Below are 17102 nucleotides of genomic sequence, written 5' to 3' on the forward strand. Positions count from 1 at the left end.
CAGTGAAAGAACAATGCAAACAAGCCGTAGCAAAAGCACTAGGCAAGCAATCTCTAAATCAACAAGAAGCAACAGATATTGAAAATCGAATCAAAGATGCGATGAAATCTTTAGCTAAAAAAGATTTACAGAATTGGCGCAATTTATCTGATTCAGACAAGCTTACTGAGGCTGGTAAGTTTGTCGCTCAGGACATCCAAGAACAGCTTAAACGGAAGCATAAAATAGCTGCTCAAGACATTCTGACTCAATCAAAAAACCTTACCCAGCTTGATCATCCAACATTAACCGCCAGTGAAGTTGTCGATCGTATGGTTGCGCCGCATGGTGATATGTCGGGGGTTCAATCACTGGATTCCAAAGCACGTGCGATAGCAGGGTTGTATCGTGGCGACTTGGTTGACTTCTACACCAACATTAAGGGCGGCTTGGGCGTATTCACTGATGCTGAATTAGTTCAGAAAATTGTACGTGAACGTTTTGGAGACAGCACAGGAGATCCACTAGCCAAGAAAATCAGCGATAAAATGGGTGAGACATTTGAAACCATGCGTGAACGCTTCAATCGATCAGGCGGTGATATTGGAAAGCTTGATGATTGGGGATTACCACAAACACATAGTCTTGAAAAAATCGCTATAGCTGGAAAACAAGCATGGGTTGATAAGTCAGAACAGCTTATCGATACATCAAAATATGTGCATGAAGATGGTACATTTTATTCACAGCAAGAAATACGTGAATTGCTCGAATACTCGTTTGATACGCTCGCCAGTAACGGCGCGAATAAAACTGAAATAGGCCGTCAAAGCTTTGGTGGCAATTCAAAAGTAACTAGCCGTCATTCTGAAAGCCGTGTGCTGCATTTTAAAGATGCGGATGCATGGATGGATTATCAAGCTGATTTTGGTGGTATGCCTTTTGTTGACCTTGTAGAGGCTCATATTAATGGCTTATCCAAAGATATTGCACTTGTAGAAAGCCTTGGAAGCAATCCCAAAAACGCTATGCGTATTTTAATGGATGCAGCAGAGCAAAAGGATTGGTTGAAAGGGGTTGAAGCAAAGAAGACTAACAGTTCGCGTAAACGTGCTCAGACGATGTTTGATGAGTTCACAGGGCAAAACACCCCACAATCAGAAGTATTGGCGAATTTAGGCTTAGCATATCGATCTATGAACGTTGCTTCAATGCTTGGCGGTACCACGCTATCATCTATCACCGATCAAGCCATGATTGCCAAGACCGCATCTATTCACAATATCGCTTTCCGTAATACCTTTGGCGAATTACTGACACAGTTAAATCCAAAAAATAAAGAAGATCGAGAGCTTGCACATAGCTTGGGTTTAGCAACTGAAGAAATGCTAGGCTCTATCAACCGTTGGGCTGATGATGGTTTAACCTCCGTGCAAGGTAAATCTGAAAAACTAGCCAAGGTATCAAGTGGACTAGCCACTCAAGTGATGCGTATCTCTGGGCTAAATGCACTTACCGCAGCTTCTAAAGTTGGTTTCTCTAAAATGCTAATGGAAAAATATGGGCGTTTAAGTCGGTCAAAGTCTTGGCAAGATTTAGGCGAAATGGATCGTGAGCTTATGCAGAAAACAGGATTGAGCGAACGCGCATGGGAAGTGATGCGTTTAGCCGATCCAGTTGTGGACCGTAAAGGCAATCAACTTATGTCTGCGCGATCAATCTATGAAATTCCTGATGAGAAATTAAAACAGTTTGGAAGTCCACAAAAAGTACGTGATGAAATAGCAACTCAATTTCAAGCGCATTTGCTTGATGAGCAAGGCATGGCAGTGGTTGAGGCAGGTTTGCGTGAGCGAACATGGATGAGTGCAGGGCAGAAGAAAGGAACAGCTACAGGCGAAATATTTAAATCTATGCTTCAGTTTAAGTCATTCCCTGCTGCATTCCTGATGCGTCATGGTTCACGTGCGATGAGCATGGAAAAAGGAACGTCTAAAGCTGCATACGGTGCTTCATTATTTGCGATGACTACAATATTAGGGGCGTTGGTCGTTCAGCTTAAAGAGCTTGCAAACGGTAATGATCCTTCGACCATGTGGGATAGTGAAGATCCACAAAAAACAAAAGATTTCTGGACTAGATCAGCCGTTCAGGGTGGTGGATTGTCAATTCTTGGAGATATATTGGTTGCTGGTACTGACACAAGTGGAAGAAGTACCTCTGATTTTATGGTTGGGCCATTTGGTAGTGATGTAAAAAATGTTCTAGGTGTCACTATCGGTAATATCACTCAGTTTAACGAAGGGCGCGATACCAATGCTGGGAATGAAGCATTTCGTTTGGTTAAAAATAAATTGCCTGCGCAAAACCTGTGGTATACCAAAGCTGCAACAAATCGCTTAGTATTTGACGAAATACAAGATATTGTTGCACCAGGATATCGAGAAAAACTTTTACGTAAAGCAGAGCGTCAGCATGACCGCACACGCTGGTGGGGCGATGATCTTGGTGATGTGCAAACGCCTAATTTTGATAAGGTAGTTCAATAATGAAAGCATTAGGATTTATAGCCTACTGGGTTTTAGCTATAACCCAGTTTCTTGGGATATATACATATTTTAGCAATGTTCAGGACTGGAACGGATTTGTTTCAGTAATCATTGCTTTAATTTTAGGCGGCATACCAATCTTGGGTACAATTTTTGGAGTTTTAGGCGCTACACAAGGTTGGGGATGGGGGCTTATTCCAGCTCTGTGCTTGTATCTATGGCCTTTCATAATCTTCGGAATAGTTTATTTATTTTCAAAAAAATAGATTCAATAACTCACCCAACAGAAACAACGTCAATCCCTCGTATAACAACATAAATACGAGGGATTTTTTATGCGTGATGAACAAGTTGAAAAAATGGAAAAACTGGCTGAAGAGGTTGCCGATGATTTTATCATTACAACTTGCGCAGCCATAAATACCTCTATTGCAGATAAACAAGGGAGGGGTGACAAAGGTTTTCTTTATAAAATAGCCAAAGATTCCGCAGGGGTCTTGGCAACAATTGAACGTGTTTTAGCTTTTAAAAATGGAAAGATACCGCCCATAAGTGCTACTGCTGCAACACAGGAAAAATATGAGCAGCAATTAATAGAGAAAGCAGAGAAAGAAGCCGAAAAACTTAAACAACGCCTAAGCTGATGACCAAGCCAAAAATATCATTTTTAGCTTTCTTTCTGCTTTGGGCTGAGCTTCAAGGCTGGAAAGTACCGCTATTCCATGTAGCGGTGTGCTTATTCCTTGAGAAATTTTATCTTACTGGGCGCACAGGCTTGCTCATGCTTCCGCGTGGGCACTCGAAATCCAGCATTTTAGACGTGTTTAATGCATGGGTAATTTACTGCTGGCCCAGCACTCAGATATTACATCAAGGTACAACAGACGCGGATGCGTACAAGTGTTCAAAAGGGACAAGGGATGTATTAGAGAGACATCCTCTATGTGTTGGCAATGTCTCTGTAAAAATTAGACAAGGCGAGGTTGAGCGGTGGTTCGTAAATGGTACGCCCGATGTTCGTTACGGCACTATGCTTGCAAAAGGTATCTTGTCTGGTGTTACTGGTCATCGTGCTCACTTTATTCAAAATGATGACGTAGAAACACCACAAACAACTGCTAATCCTGAGCAGCGAGAGAAGCTACCTAAAAAGCTATCTGAACAAACACATATCGCTATACCGGGTTCTAAAAAATTATGGATTGGTACGCCTCACACCCATGATTCTTTATATGAAAAAATTAAGAAACAAAGAAAAGTAGATAAATTAATTCTCAAAATGTTTGAGCATGAAAAGCGTTTTGAAGACACGAAAGAAGGTCAGAAAGTTTTACTGGACTTTGAACCAATACATGCATTTTCAGGCATCGGAGTAGGTGCAAAATATTTAAGAAAAGGCGAGCATTACAAATGTGAAAGGCTAAAAAATGTATGGCAAATTACATTTTTGGAATCTAACTATATCGTAGATTTTTATTCTAAAGGGATATGGGAAGAACGATTCACACCTGAAGAAATGGAGTTCCGCCGAGAAGAATGTAAAACACTCAACGAGTGGGACTCTCAATATCAGATGCACGCTAAACCTATTGGTGATGTGCGCCTTGATCCTGACAAAATTCTTGCCTATGACTGTGAACCAGTGCTTAAACGTGCCAATGGGCAACATATCTTGTTGCTCGGTGAGCGCCGTATTGTGGGTATGTCAGCAAAATGGGATCCATCCTCAGGAAAACTTAAATCTGATATTTCATCCGTAGCCTTGATTTTTCATGACGATCTAGGCAATAAATATTGGCATAGATCGATTGCTCTTACTGGTCCTGATATTGTGACTGATGATAGTGGAGCGATAATAGGCGGGCAAGTTTGGCAGCTCTGCGACCTGATTGAAAAGTTCCACATCCCAAAAATGGTTATTGAGACTAACGGTATCGGTGGGTTTGCTGGATCGTCCTTAAAAGCTGCACTGAAGAAACGTAAAATAAGATGTGGTGTAGAGGAGCGCCATTCCATTCAAAACAAGAATAAACGTATTTTAGAGAGCTTAGAAGGACCATTAATGTCTGGGCTGTTGTGGGCGCATATTTCCGTGCTTGTGAAAACCAATCAAAGTGGAGCAGAAGAAGATGCGCCAGCCGCAAAACAAATGAGGGAGTGGAACCCAGCCATTAGTAATCAGCCCGATGATTATCTTGACTCGGCAGCAGGTGCAATAGTAGACCAGCCTGAACGAGTAGGAAAAATACACAACCAAAACGAGCCGAATGAAAGCCCTAATTGGAGGACGGATGGCGGCGTTACTGATGCTGCTTTGGATTTTGAATATTAGGGTGATGAAATGGCAGTACCAGAGCAGATGCCGATTGTGTCATATATTGCGAACGGCACAACAACAAACTTTACAATAACTTTTGATCTTCACGATGATCGTTATTTGATTGTTACGGTCAATAAGGAAGTTCCGCCTTTTGGTAGCTATACAGTTGCCAATGGTGAGGTTGTTTTCTCAACTCCGCCAAACCAAGGGGATGAGGTAACTTTAGCAAGAGATACGGTTCTTGATCGTGACACTAATTATCAAAGTTATGATAATTCGTTTCGTCCAGAAGCCGTAAATTATGACTTTGATAAGATTTGGCATGTTCTACAAGAACAAAACTTGATAGATGCTAAACTGCTTGCTCGACTTAAAGAAGAAATCGAATGGCGACGCACTCATGATTTTAATTATGACGAACTGGCACAAGTCCGTGAGAAGCAGTTATTTGATGCTTTAAAAGGCTATACAGACACATTGCTAGCATCAACCAATCCAGGTGTATTTCAGGGTGTAGTGGCTGGCGTGGTTTTTGCGAGTGATGGCAAAAGCATTCAGACACATATTGAAGATATTCTTTTGAGCTTAGGGAGTAATAGCGAAAATATTGATTTAAAAGCTGATCAAATCTACGTTAATGAACAGTTGCAATTGAAACAACAGCAAATAGATACAAAGGCAGACAAGACAACAACCACATTACTGCAGCAAGAAAAAGCCAATTTAAGCTATGTGGATAGTGCTCTTGCTAGTTTTCAAGGTGGTGCTTTTAAAGCATATCCAACATTAGCCTTGGCAAATGCTGACATTGCAAATATTGCTTTAAATACGAAAGTCGACGTGCTGAGCACTACAGATGGCGGAAGTTATTACAAGGCTAGTGCAGATGCAACCTCTTTAACCAAATCACCTTACGATCCTTTAAATGCCGCAAAAAGTTATACTGATTCTCAAGTGAGAACAACTGATGTTTCTTCCGGAAACTTAGCTCTTAATCCTGTCGCCACTTACACGGGCCAAGGCCTTGGTAGTACAGGTGTTTTTCAAACATCTAGTAACCTCAACTCCATCGCTATTGCTGTGACTGAAAATTCTATTATCAGTTTATTGAATGACCGCGGGGCATATACCGGTGGGGCTATTGGCGTATATCACAGTGCATTACCACCCACGGCCGAGAATAAGATTGCAAACTTTACTGTGATCAACCGCACTAATGATCAATCCACTTATGTGGTCAGTGCTGTCCCCGTTGGTGCAAAATATTTAATTGTAAACAGTAAGTCTACAACGGATATTATCTGGAACATTCAAAAAGGTGCTTACCTAGATTTAAATAAAGCAGGGAAAAAATCACTAATTTCTTTAAATGATAAAATTGTATTTGATCTTGATGTGGATACCACTATTAAAAATGAAGGCAACCTTAATCAGCCGAAATCCGTCCTGCAAAATACTTATGTGAATTCCCGGGGCGCAGTTATATCAGGTGCTGGATTCAAGACACTTTTATTTCCAGTTGTTGAGGGTGCAACTTACTACATCACTGACACGGTAGGCTCTTTCAATGGATCAATGCGTTCGGTATTTGCAACAAGTGAGCTATTTTCAAGCGCCTTACCACCAATCATTGAATACAAACAAACCTCTGTAGATACAATCAAAAAATTCACAGTTCCTAAGGGGCTTGGAATTAAATTTGTATTCCTGACGCTGAAAACCGGTGCATTTGATGTTGAGAATTCACTTGTTATTCACCGCTGGAGAAATACAGATTTTGTTGCGAAAGAAAGTATTTCAAAAATTAAAGGTAAAACATTAATTGATGAAACAGCCAGAACAGTCATTGATGCAATTGATCAGTCTGCGGTCACATCACGCTTTGCAAACAAAAAATTTCTTTGCTTTGGGGATTCGATTACCCAAGGTACGGAAGGTGGTTACGTCAAATATGTAGAAGGTGTGCTGCGCTGTGAAATCACCAACAAAGGCTCAAGTGGTGCAAGGGTTTATCGGGTGGTAGATATTGCAACCAGACTCTCGGCATTTCGTGATCCAAACACGAAAGTTGCTTATCCAGAGATTGATTACATGCAATTTGCTGGTGTTTCAATCATGATTGGAACCAATGACAGCACATCAGGAATCACAGGATCACTTGCTGACATTCCTACTGATTCGGTTTTTGATCATGTTGGGTCTGAGGTTACAGGCTATTTTGATTTATTCCCGAATACATATTATGGAAATCTAGCTTTAGTAATTGAATGGATTCGCTGGAAGAATCCGTTATGCGAGATTTACCTAATCTCAGGTCCACGGAAAGGCAGTAACTTTGCTGAAATGGATTCTGTAGTGAATGCTGTTAAAGAAATTGCGAAGCACTATTCTTTGCCGTTTATTAATGCAACTCATGAAAGTGGGATTACGCATAAATTCTGGTCGAATTATTCATATGATTTAACGCATATGAACGCTACCGGCAATAAGGTTTTGGGCAACTTTATTGGTCGTAGAATCCTTAACTCATAAATAACACCCAGCAAACCTTTTTTAACCCTGATCTTTAATTAGATCAGGGTTTTTTAATGTCAAAAATAATGGTGGCGGCATGTCCGATCAGAAAGCAGCAGTAATGTCATGGTGCAGCATATACAATGTGTATGGTTGCGAAGCTTAAAAACGGGTACACAGGAACATCAATTACTCAATTAGCGGGTGCAGTTGATGGGTCAGCAAGAGGTGCGTCTATGGTTGGCTTTGATCATACAAATGCAAAAGGCGTTGGTCCTTATGTGACTGGTGGTGGATTTGGTACCGCACCAAGATTACTAAACAATTTAGATGATTGGCAGTTTATTGCGTGTTCATTCTCCGCTGATGCTCTGTCTGTAGTAAATACTTTGGTTGCAGATGCTAAAAACGGAATTCAAACTGTTCAAAAAACTAGTACTAATGCCTTGGGTTCTAATCGCTTAATTGGGCTGGGCAATGGTTACTTTAATCAAGCGAATGGCACAACAGTAAAAATGCAGTTTGATTGTGCAGAGTTCATGATTTTCACTGGTACTAAAACACTTTCAGAACTTGAAGATATTTATAAGCGGTCTCAAATTCGCATGCAGTTCAAGAATATTTCTATTTAACACCCAACCAAAACACATAAGCCTTAGCATTAAATGAGCTAGGGCTTTTTTATTATCAAAAATTAAGGGGAGCATCATGCAAGAGCATGAAAAAACACTTTTCACTTTAGTTGTTATAGGAGCGCTAATCGGTATGAGTAGGCTACTAGTTTCAAGCGAACCCTTGTCAGCTCGATTAATCATCGGTCGCACAATTCTTGGTTCAGCAACATCAACAATCGCAGGCATCGTATTAATTCAATTTCCTGATTTAAGCCCTGTTGCACTTGTAGCAATCGCATGTGCACTGGGCATTTTGGGTAGTACGTTCATTGAAGAATATTTAAAGAAAAACGTGAATAAGTGGGGTGGGATGTGAATAAAAAACTAACATTAGAACAAATCACAAACGCAGCAAAATCAATCAATGTACCTGTTGCAGCTTTACGTGCAGTCATCCAAGTTGAATGTAAAGGCAATGGATTTAATACAGATAATACACCTGTAATCTTGTTTGAGCGTCATGTTTTTCGCCAGCGTTTGATTGCTAATGGAAAATTAGATATTGCACATAAAGCCATGCGTGAACGCCCAGATATTTGCAATAGTACTAGTGGAGGTTATGGGCTTTATTCTGCACAGCATGGGCGTTTAACAGTAGCCGCACAATATGACCGCACATCCGCATTAGAATCAGCATCGTGGGGCATTGGGCAAGTCATGGGTTATCATTGGAAAAGCTTAGGTTATGTAACATTACAGGCTTTTATCAATGCAATGTATCGGGATGAAGCTTCACAGCTTGATGCAATGTGCCGATTCATCAAAGTAAATGGTCATGATAAACATTTACGAAACCAAGACTGGAAGAACTTTGCATTGCGGTATAACGGTCCAGCGTATGCAAAAAATAGTTATGACATAAAGCTTGGTAATGCATACAAGGAAATTTTATCAAAAAAGTAATTTATCATTGCAAACACTCTAAACTAGCAACATTAATAACAGTGCTGTGCTTGCTTCTATCAAGCTGCACAGCTCACTCAATTAAAACAAACGTCAATATCAGTGTTTGCTTGCAGTGTGTGCAGGGGTGAATTATTGGAGTTATGGCTAAAACTAAGATTTGTCAACCAAGATTTATGGCTAAAATTGAGTTTTGTCAACTAAACCTCAATCCCTCACAACTTCCACGCCTTTTATTCTTCGCTTAGTTATATAAGCATTCGCTTCAGTGGAATCATAGAAAGTCTTTGCACCGTCTTTTTCTTTCTTAAAAACATACTGCATTGTGTACATAGCATTAATATCTGACGAGTCTTGATAATCTTCATGCTCAGTCGTTTGTACGTGTAAGTAAAGTCCGTTCTTCTTTATGTAGTATGGGTGCATTTCATATACTCCAAAAAAGTAGAAGCCCGACAGGGCTTTAATCTACTGTGTACATAAGTGTGTACATATTCGGATTTGTATGCATATTTAATATGTTTAAATTACTGATATTAAATAATAAAACTACTTAACACTTGTGTTTTTAGCATAAATATTGGCCTGAATCCATAGATTGCCACGAATATATTGGCCAATGTTAAAGTTTTTATACAAAACATTTTTAGTTGCAATACGAATGACGATTGCAGGGAGATCATCTTCTAAAACTAAAGTCACGTCATACAGCGTATATTCATCTTGCATAAACTGCATTGTGGTTTTACCCACGATATTTCCTTGGAACCAAGCTTCATCTTCTTGGCCTAATGTTTCCCCGAATAAATAGGCCACCATTTTAGAAAAGTCGACAGTTACAGGTTCTTGATCTTCAGGGGTTTTTGGTTGCCAGTCATTAATAAGTTCTTGTAAGTTTTCTGGTGCAATTCCATTATGTTCGGTCAAAATCGCATTTAATGCACGATGATGTTTAATTGAAGCAGGGTCATCAACAATGATTTTCTCACCATCAGCAACGATTTCTAATTCATAAGCCCAAGCATTAAATTGGACTTGATAAGTTTGGTTCTTATCATATTTGCAGTGATTTACACTGAATAAATTATCAAAGGCATAAATAACGGTATTTGTATTTAAACTTAAACGTAATACTGCTTGAGTTGCAGAATCACAACGAGTAATTCGCTCGATTTTTGCATCATATTTATATGGACTTTCAAAACTTGGAAAAGCCGTTTTTAAAGCACGTGGTTTTTGATCTTCAACTGCAATAATTTGATTTATTGAAACGGCTTCACCACTTGGTCCTTGAATGAGCCAAAATGATTGATCCATCTCCTGTTCATCTTCACAGAGACCCATTGGCATCACAGGTGCATCCAGTGCCAGCCCTAACCACTTGGGAACATCGGTTTCAGGTGTGTCGGTCAACAAGTTCCAGTGTTCAACATGGTTGCCGAAATTTTGATCTTGAATTGTAATCGTTTCTGGACTGTTTTGATTTTTCATAAAAGCGCGATGCAAAAAGATTGAACTTATTCTATTAAATCGAGGGTAACTGTCATATTTCAAGTCTGGATATGTAATTCTATAAATTTAATTTACTTTCTTGATGTAAAGCGCAAATGATAGGCTCGATTTTTAAATATCAATTAGGGGCTATTGATCTGGTTTAAGTTTATTTCCGCTAACTCTATCGTTAAGCCAATCTGCTACACTATATTTTTATTTATATGAGCTTTCGCTAACGTGCTGCCATTTAAATTATGGGTAGATGCAGATGCTTTACCTAAAATTTTACGTGAAGTTATTTTGCGTGCATCGGACCGCTATCAATTAGAGGTGACCTTTGTTGCGAACCAAAATGTAGGAATTACGCCCTCCATGCGTATTAATTCGATTCAAGTGATGAGTGGGGCGGATCAAGCTGATCAAGAAATTGTAGATCGAATGCGGGAAAATGACATTGTCATTACACAAGACATTCCGCTTGCAGCACAAGTCATTGAAAAAGGAGGGATTGCAATCCATCCTCGTGGCGAAGTTTATACCACGGCCAACGTCAAAGCGCGGCTACATTTACGTGATTTCATGGACACTTTACGTGGTGCTGGAGTTCAGACGGGCGGACCACCACCTATTTCGGAAAGAGATAAGCGAGAATTTTCTAGCGCATTAGACCAAACGATTTTCAAGCAAAAACGTAAAACAACTTCTTGAGCAGAATATGCCCTCACGTATTAATTTAATGCTTACTTACGGTTTGCTGATCTTTATTTGGGCATCAACGCCTTTAGCAATTGTTTGGAGTGTTTCTGATTTACACCCAATGTGGGCATTACTATTACGTTTTTTAATCGCGTTACCGTTAGCAATATCGGTTTTAGTATTTTTAAAAGTTAAATTTCCAACCGATAAAATTGCGCTATTGAGTTATATCGCTGGTGCTTTGAGTCTGATTGGCTCACAAATTTTTACTTATGCTTCAACAGCTTATTTAAGCTCTGGTTTGATTGCATTGATGTTTGGTTTAGCCCCGATTATGGCGGGTTTAATTGGACGATTTGCTTTTCAACAGAAACTTGCTGCATGGCAATGGTTGGGAATGGCAATCTCAATTGTTGGACTGGCCATGATTTGTCTCAGTGGCAATCAAAAACATGTGCAGCCGATCGGTATTGTCTTGATGTTATTGAGCGTGTTTTCTTATTCATTGTCAATTTTCTGGGTAAAGAAGATCAATGCAGATCTACAACCGATGGCGCAAGCCACTGGTTCGATTCTCATTTCGACTTTATGTGCATTGTTGCTGTTACCTTGGATTTGGCAGTACGCACCGACACAAATTCCTTCGGCAAAATCATTATTGGCACTGGCTTACACTGTAGTTGTGGCATCGTTAATTGCGATGTTTTGTTATTTTAAATTGGTTCAAAACTTAAAGGCGACAACATTGTCATTGACCACGGTGATGACACCGATGTTAGCAATCTTGATCGGTGCATATTTTAATAATGAACAATTGTCGGTACAGGTATTTGCCGGTGCAACGATTATTTTATTTGGATTATTCCTTTATTTCTTTAAAGATCTACAAGCCTATCGCCGTTTAAAAATATAAATTTTATCTTTGCTTCGTTTTAGCGTTCATTGACTTCCAGTTTTTGTGCTTGTTTTACACTGGCTGTGAGTTTGGCTCGATCTTGTGGGTTCAGCGTAATAAAGTAAGCGCCGATACGAAATTTACCTTGTTCTTCTGCTGTACTGTAGGCAACCTGAGCCGTTGCAGCGATATGGAAGAAGTTTTCAGGGTGGCTTAAGGTGATATGAATATACGTCCCTTCGTTGATATCTTGGGTGCTAAAGAAGCTCAAGCCATTCTCTGAAAAGTTCACTTGTTCTGGTACAGGGAGCTGAGATTGCACGATATTGTCGTAGAAAGATCCCGTAATCAGATTTAATTTCTGATTAAAAAGGGATAAGATGCGAGCAATTTGTTGATCTTTTTCATTTAATTGTTCTAATTCGTAGCGAAGTGCATGATCAAATTGATCTAATTCAGCAAGTAGTAGAAAATAGCGTGGCAGTACAAAATGAGAATCATAAGGGTCATTCAGGGCGACATCATCTGGAATGATTTGATAGTTGATTCTCAACACGGCATCAATACGAGACATCACGCGGCGTTCTGCGTTGTCGTCAATAAGATGATGTTGTGAATTTTCCATAATAAATCACCTCGGACTAAATGGTATGTTTAAGCCAATTTCGCTGTATATAGGGTTGAGATACACTCGCGCTCGGCGAAGTAATCATTTTATTTCTTTTATTGCCTTGGTTTCCATGATTGGTTTAACCCTAGGCGTGGCTGTCCTCATTACAGTGTTGTCTGTGATGAATGGTTTTGATCGCGAATTAAAAACGCGTGTTCTTGGAATGGTACCACAAGCCACTGTTTCTTCTACTCAAATTTTAACAGATTGGCCTGAGCTTGTAAAAAAAGTTGAGACTCATCCACAGGTTACAGGCGTCGCACCATTTACCCAATTACAGGGAATGTTGACTGCTCATGGGCAGGTCGCAGGCATCATGGTCACGGGGATTGAACCTGAATATGAGAAAAAGGTTTCAATCATCCAAGATCATATGGTCACTGGGGATTTAAACGCTTTACAAAAGGGTGAGTTCGGTATCGTTCTAGGTAAGGACATGACTGATGCGCTTGGTCTAGGCTTAAATGACAGTGTAACCTTGGTTTTACCTGAAGCAACGCCATCACCTGCGGGGGTTGTACCTCGTTTTAAACGATTTAAGATTGTGGGTATTTTTAGTATTGGGGCAGAAGTTGATTCAATGGTCGGTTATATCGCATTGAATGATGCTTCAACTTTATTGCGTTTGCCAGATGGGGCACAGGGTGTTCGCTTAAAGTTAGATAATATTTTTGCAGCACCAAAAGTGGCCGATGAAATTGTGAGTGAATTACCAAGCAATTTTTATGCATCAAACTGGACCTATACCCATGGCAATTTATTTAATGCCATTCAAATGGAAAAAACGCTGGTTGGCTTATTACTATTTCTGATTATTGTGGTGGCTGCATTTAACATTGTGTCATCGTTAGTCATGGTGGTTACCGATAAGAAATCAGATATTGCGATTTTGCGAACATTAGGTGCTTCACCTTCCATGATCACCAAAATTTTTATGGTGCAAGGGACGGTGATTGGTGTGATTGGAACGATTGCAGGTACGATTTTAGGTGTGACTTTAGCATTGACCATTAGTGACATCATTTCTTGGTTGAATATAGTTCTCGGTCTGAACTTATTTGATGCCTATTTTGTACATTACCTTCCTTCTTATCTCAGATGGCAAGATGTGGCTGTGATTGTTACTGTGTCATTGGTCTTGAGTTTCTTAGCAACGATTTACCCTGCATTACGTGCAGCTAAAGTTCAACCTGCTGAGGCGTTACGTTATGAGTAAGATTGTCTTAGAAGCCAACGATATTTATAAGCATTTTGATGATGGAAAAAGCAAAGTCGAAGTGATTAAGGGCTTGTCGTTACAAGTGAAGGCGGGTGAGTTCGTCTCTATTGTTGGTTCGAGTGGTTCCGGTAAAAGTACGCTGTTGCATGTGTTAGGTGGTTTGGAACAACCGACACAAGGCCAAGTTTTTTTACAAGGACAGCGTTTTGATAACTTGGGCGAAGCAGAGCGTGGTTTTAAACGAAATCAGTATTTGGGTTTTGTTTATCAGTTCCATCATTTGTTACCTGAGTTCTCTGCTTTAGAGAATGTGGCAATGCCGTTAATGTTGCGTTCAGACGTTCAATATAAATCAGCAAAAGCTCAGGCCGAATATTTACTTGATCGAGTGGGTTTATCTCATCGTATGGACCATCAACCAGGTGAGTTATCGGGTGGTGAACGCCAACGCGTGGCATTGGCACGCTCACTCGTCACTAAACCTGCTGTGGTGCTGGCAGATGAGCCTACGGGTAACTTAGACCGTAAAACTGCTCTGAGTGTTTTTGAGTTGCTGACTGACTTGAAAAAAGAACTGAATATGGCGATGCTGATCGTGACCCATGATGAGCAATTGGCACAATCTGCGGATTGTATTTTGCATATGCAAGATGGGTTGTGGATCGAGCAACAGTAAATTATTTTATTAAATCTCTTGTTAAAGCCCTGAAAAAGGGCTTTAATTTTGCCTCTAGAAAAATCAAAAACTTAATTAAAAACTGATGTTAAAAATTATTTTATTGGGGTGGATTGCTGGTATTGCATTCATGGGGAAAACATTCCCTTTTATTACTGCGATATGGTGGATTTGGTGTCTCGTTGCGTTCAGTTTTTTGAGCTTAGTTTTTTATAAAAAACACCTCTATTTTCATCGTCCACTGTACAAGACTTTGGTTTTAATCAGTGCGACATGGGCATTATTTTGTACAGGTGGCTATTTTGCTGATTCCGCTTTGGAGCAGCGACTTAAGTTTCGAGAACTTGAAAAACAGTCATTTGAGGCGATTGTTTATATTAAAAAGATTGATGAACTGAGTGATGATGGGCAGAAACAAATTGCTGAAGTGCTCAATCGGCATCCTCAGCCTGTTGATTGGTTCTTTTACTTAAAGAAATATAAAGACTCACCCAACGCTGAGTCTGAGCTGAGACTTGGACACTATTATCGCGTATATGGCGAAATTCGACCTGCCCATAGTTATGCCGTTGCAGGGGCATTTGATCAAGAAAAATGGTTCTTACAACAAAATGTGATGTCTGCATTTTCAGTCAAGCAGATTCAGCCGATTACAACGGATGAAGTTTATCGTTTAGGCTACCCACAACATTTGAAGCAACAACAAGGTATTCAAGCTCGCTTTTTACTCCGTGTGGAAATGAAACGTCTAGCATTTCGGCAGATGTTACAAGCTTCGAACTTACAGCACAAAGGTTTGCTCTTGGCTTTACTTACTGGCGATGAAAGTCTTTTATCAAATGCATTAAAACAACAGTTTCAACAACTGGGAATTTCCCATTTATTGGCGATTTCAGGGCCGCATGTTTTGATTTTTGCTCTGATGTTGACTTGGTTGTTACGGAAAATAGTGCAACGTTATTATCCACACTTATATCTCAAACAGCCTCGGCAATTGTTGTTGCTGTTGCCCTTTGTGTCGAGTGTTCTGTTGTATGTGGCTTTTGTTGGTTTTGAAATACCAGCCATGAGAACACTATTAACGGTGACGATTGCCAGTATTTTTCTTATATTCAGGCAATCGATTCAACCCTTTGCGATATTGGTTTATAGCGCCAGTTTATTATTGATTTATGATCCATTTAGTATTCTTTCTGCTGCATTTTGGCTGTCTTATGGCGCTTGCTTTATCCTGCTGAGGATTTATCAAAGCATCGTGCAATTACCCAAAGACCAAGTAGCGACTCCCACGCAGAAAATGCGTATGGCAGGCAAGGTCCTAATCGAATCACAATGGAAAATCTTTGTCGCTTTACTGCCTTTGGTGTTAATTTTCTTTCAGCAAGTGTCATGGCTTGCACCACTAACCAATTTGATCGCCATTCCATTATTGAGTGGCATCATTGTGCCCTTAGATATTATCGCCGCTTGTCTTTGGTTGCTGATCCCAATATTGGGGGGATTATTATTTCAGCTCAATGATCTATTTTTGTCACTTTTGATGTCGATATTGAATACTTTACAGCATATTTCCCCAGATTTATATGGCGTCAGTTATACCCCTTGGGCCATCGTAAGTCTGATCTTCGGTATTTTCATTTTGTTTTTACCAAGAGGCACGATTCCAAAAGTTTGGGCATTGTTATGTTTCTTACCGATATTACTTGGCGTAAAGGCTCAACCGATTGTGTTGAATATATTGGATGTCGGACAGGGACAAGCGGTTTTATTACAGCATCCGCAACACACTTTAATGATTGATACGGGTGGTTCGTTTGATGAAACTAAATTCAGCTTAGGCGAGCGGGTTGTGATTCCATTTTTACGTCAGCAGGGCATACGTCACCTTGATCAAGTGATTTTGTCGCATCTCGATCAGGATCATAGTGGTGCATTTGGCTCGATTCAAAAAGCATTTCCCATCGGGCAGGTTCAGTCAAATGAACGTGGGGATAAACTCCCTTTTAATGACAATTTTTCTTTATGCCATCAAGGTCAAAAATGGACATATCCAAATCTGAATATCGAGGTTTTATTTCCTCATGCTGAGGAATTGGTTTATGCCAAGCATCAAAAAAATGAATATTCCTGTGTGATCTACCTGCAGTTTCTCCATGCGCAGCCGTATCAAAATTTTCTGTTTATGGGGGATGCAGGCTGGGAAACCGAATATAAGCTCTTACAACAATATCCCGATTTAAAGGTGGATGTTTTAGTCCTAGGTCATCATGGCAGTAAGCATAGTTCAGCTTATGATTTTTTAGCGCACATTCAACCAAAATTGGCGATTGCTTCAGCAGGGTTAAACAATCGCTATGGTCATCCGAGTCAAGAAGTATTAAAGCGTTTACATGCCTTAAATATTCCATTGCTTAATACTGCGCAAGCAGGAACGCTCAGCTTTGTTTTTGACAATGGAATGGTGCAACTGAAACAACAGCGCCAGCAAGTAAAATGGTTAGAGCGAGAATAGC

15 protein-coding genes are annotated in these 17102 nt (G+C 40.0%); 13 read left to right on the plus strand and 2 right to left on the minus strand.

The features are described from left to right. Window positions 1-2 precede the first annotated feature (2 nt). The 8 genes from MMO38_RS06705 (at window position 3) to MMO38_RS06740 (ending at window position 8939) form a co-directional block, all read left to right on the plus strand. On the plus strand, window positions 3-2528 hold the full coding sequence (locus MMO38_RS06705; RefSeq protein WP_241323019.1) for a hypothetical protein: 2526 nt from the start codon (window positions 3-5) through the stop codon (window positions 2526-2528). Further along, a complete protein-coding gene (locus tag MMO38_RS06710) occupies window positions 2528-2794 on the plus strand; it encodes a hypothetical protein (RefSeq protein ID WP_241323020.1) in 267 nt (88 codons plus the stop codon). The genes MMO38_RS06705 and MMO38_RS06710 overlap by 1 nt, the downstream gene beginning before the upstream one ends. A 69-nt stretch (window positions 2795-2863) precedes the next feature. After that, entirely contained in the window at window positions 2864-3172 is a 309-nt protein-coding gene (locus MMO38_RS06715; RefSeq protein ID WP_241323021.1) for a hypothetical protein, read from the plus strand. Then, a complete protein-coding gene (terL, locus tag MMO38_RS06720; protein ID WP_241323022.1) occupies window positions 3172-4860 on the plus strand; it encodes a phage terminase large subunit in 1689 nt (562 codons plus the stop codon). The genes MMO38_RS06715 and terL overlap by 1 nt, the downstream gene beginning before the upstream one ends. 9 nt (window positions 4861-4869) lie before the next feature. After that, window positions 4870-7380 (plus strand): SGNH/GDSL hydrolase family protein, encoded by a 2511-nt coding sequence (locus MMO38_RS06725; protein ID WP_241323023.1) that lies wholly within the window; start codon window positions 4870-4872, stop codon window positions 7378-7380. 131 nt (window positions 7381-7511) lie between these two features. After that, window positions 7512-7994, plus strand: coding sequence for a hypothetical protein (locus tag MMO38_RS06730; RefSeq protein WP_241323024.1), 483 nt, complete (start codon window positions 7512-7514; stop codon window positions 7992-7994). A gap of 76 nt (window positions 7995-8070) precedes the next feature. Beyond that, window positions 8071-8352, plus strand: coding sequence for a phage holin family protein (locus MMO38_RS06735; RefSeq protein WP_160132106.1), 282 nt, complete (start codon window positions 8071-8073; stop codon window positions 8350-8352). After that, window positions 8349-8939, plus strand: a complete 591-nt coding sequence (locus MMO38_RS06740; RefSeq protein WP_241323025.1) for an N-acetylmuramidase family protein — start codon at window positions 8349-8351, stop codon at window positions 8937-8939. The genes MMO38_RS06735 and MMO38_RS06740 overlap by 4 nt, the downstream gene beginning before the upstream one ends. Window positions 8940-9488: 549 nt before the next feature. Here MMO38_RS06740 and MMO38_RS06750 read toward each other — a convergent pair. Beyond that, window positions 9489-10430 carry a hypothetical protein gene (locus MMO38_RS06750; RefSeq protein ID WP_241323027.1) on the minus strand — a complete coding sequence of 314 codons (942 nt, stop codon included), beginning with the start codon at window positions 10428-10430 and terminating at the stop codon, window positions 9489-9491. A 240-nt stretch (window positions 10431-10670) separates the two neighbouring features. Between MMO38_RS06750 and MMO38_RS06755 the strand changes: the two genes are divergently transcribed. Next, on the plus strand, window positions 10671-11141 hold the full coding sequence (locus MMO38_RS06755; protein ID WP_004668948.1) for a YaiI/YqxD family protein: 471 nt from the start codon (window positions 10671-10673) through the stop codon (window positions 11139-11141). A gap of 7 nt (window positions 11142-11148) precedes the next feature. Continuing rightward, window positions 11149-12042, plus strand: coding sequence for an EamA family transporter (locus MMO38_RS06760; RefSeq protein ID WP_241323028.1), 894 nt, complete (start codon window positions 11149-11151; stop codon window positions 12040-12042). A gap of 19 nt (window positions 12043-12061) precedes the next feature. On the opposite strand, the gene MMO38_RS06765 is transcribed toward MMO38_RS06760, so the two are convergent. Further along, entirely contained in the window at window positions 12062-12649 is a 588-nt protein-coding gene (locus MMO38_RS06765; protein ID WP_241323029.1) for a PilZ domain-containing protein, read from the minus strand. 25 nt (window positions 12650-12674) lie between these two features. On the opposite strand from MMO38_RS06765, the gene MMO38_RS06770 reads away from it, so the two are divergent. The 3 genes from MMO38_RS06770 (at window position 12675) to MMO38_RS06780 (ending at window position 17101) form a co-directional block, all read left to right on the plus strand. Beyond that, a complete protein-coding gene (locus MMO38_RS06770; RefSeq protein WP_241323030.1) occupies window positions 12675-13910 on the plus strand; it encodes a lipoprotein-releasing ABC transporter permease subunit in 1236 nt (411 codons plus the stop codon). Then, a complete protein-coding gene (gene lolD, locus MMO38_RS06775) occupies window positions 13903-14589 on the plus strand; it encodes a lipoprotein-releasing ABC transporter ATP-binding protein LolD (RefSeq protein ID WP_241323031.1) in 687 nt (228 codons plus the stop codon). Before MMO38_RS06770 ends, lolD begins: the two co-directional genes overlap by 8 nt. 85 nt (window positions 14590-14674) lie before the next feature. Next, the gene (locus MMO38_RS06780; RefSeq protein WP_241323032.1) at window positions 14675-17101 is read left to right on the plus strand and encodes a DNA internalization-related competence protein ComEC/Rec2; all 2427 of its coding nucleotides are present in this window, start codon (window positions 14675-14677) and stop codon (window positions 17099-17101) included. Window position 17102: the final 1 nt, after the last annotated feature.

The sequence above is a fragment of the Acinetobacter sp. NIPH 1852 genome, assembly GCF_022549455.1.
Lineage (GTDB): Bacteria > Pseudomonadota > Gammaproteobacteria > Pseudomonadales > Moraxellaceae > Acinetobacter.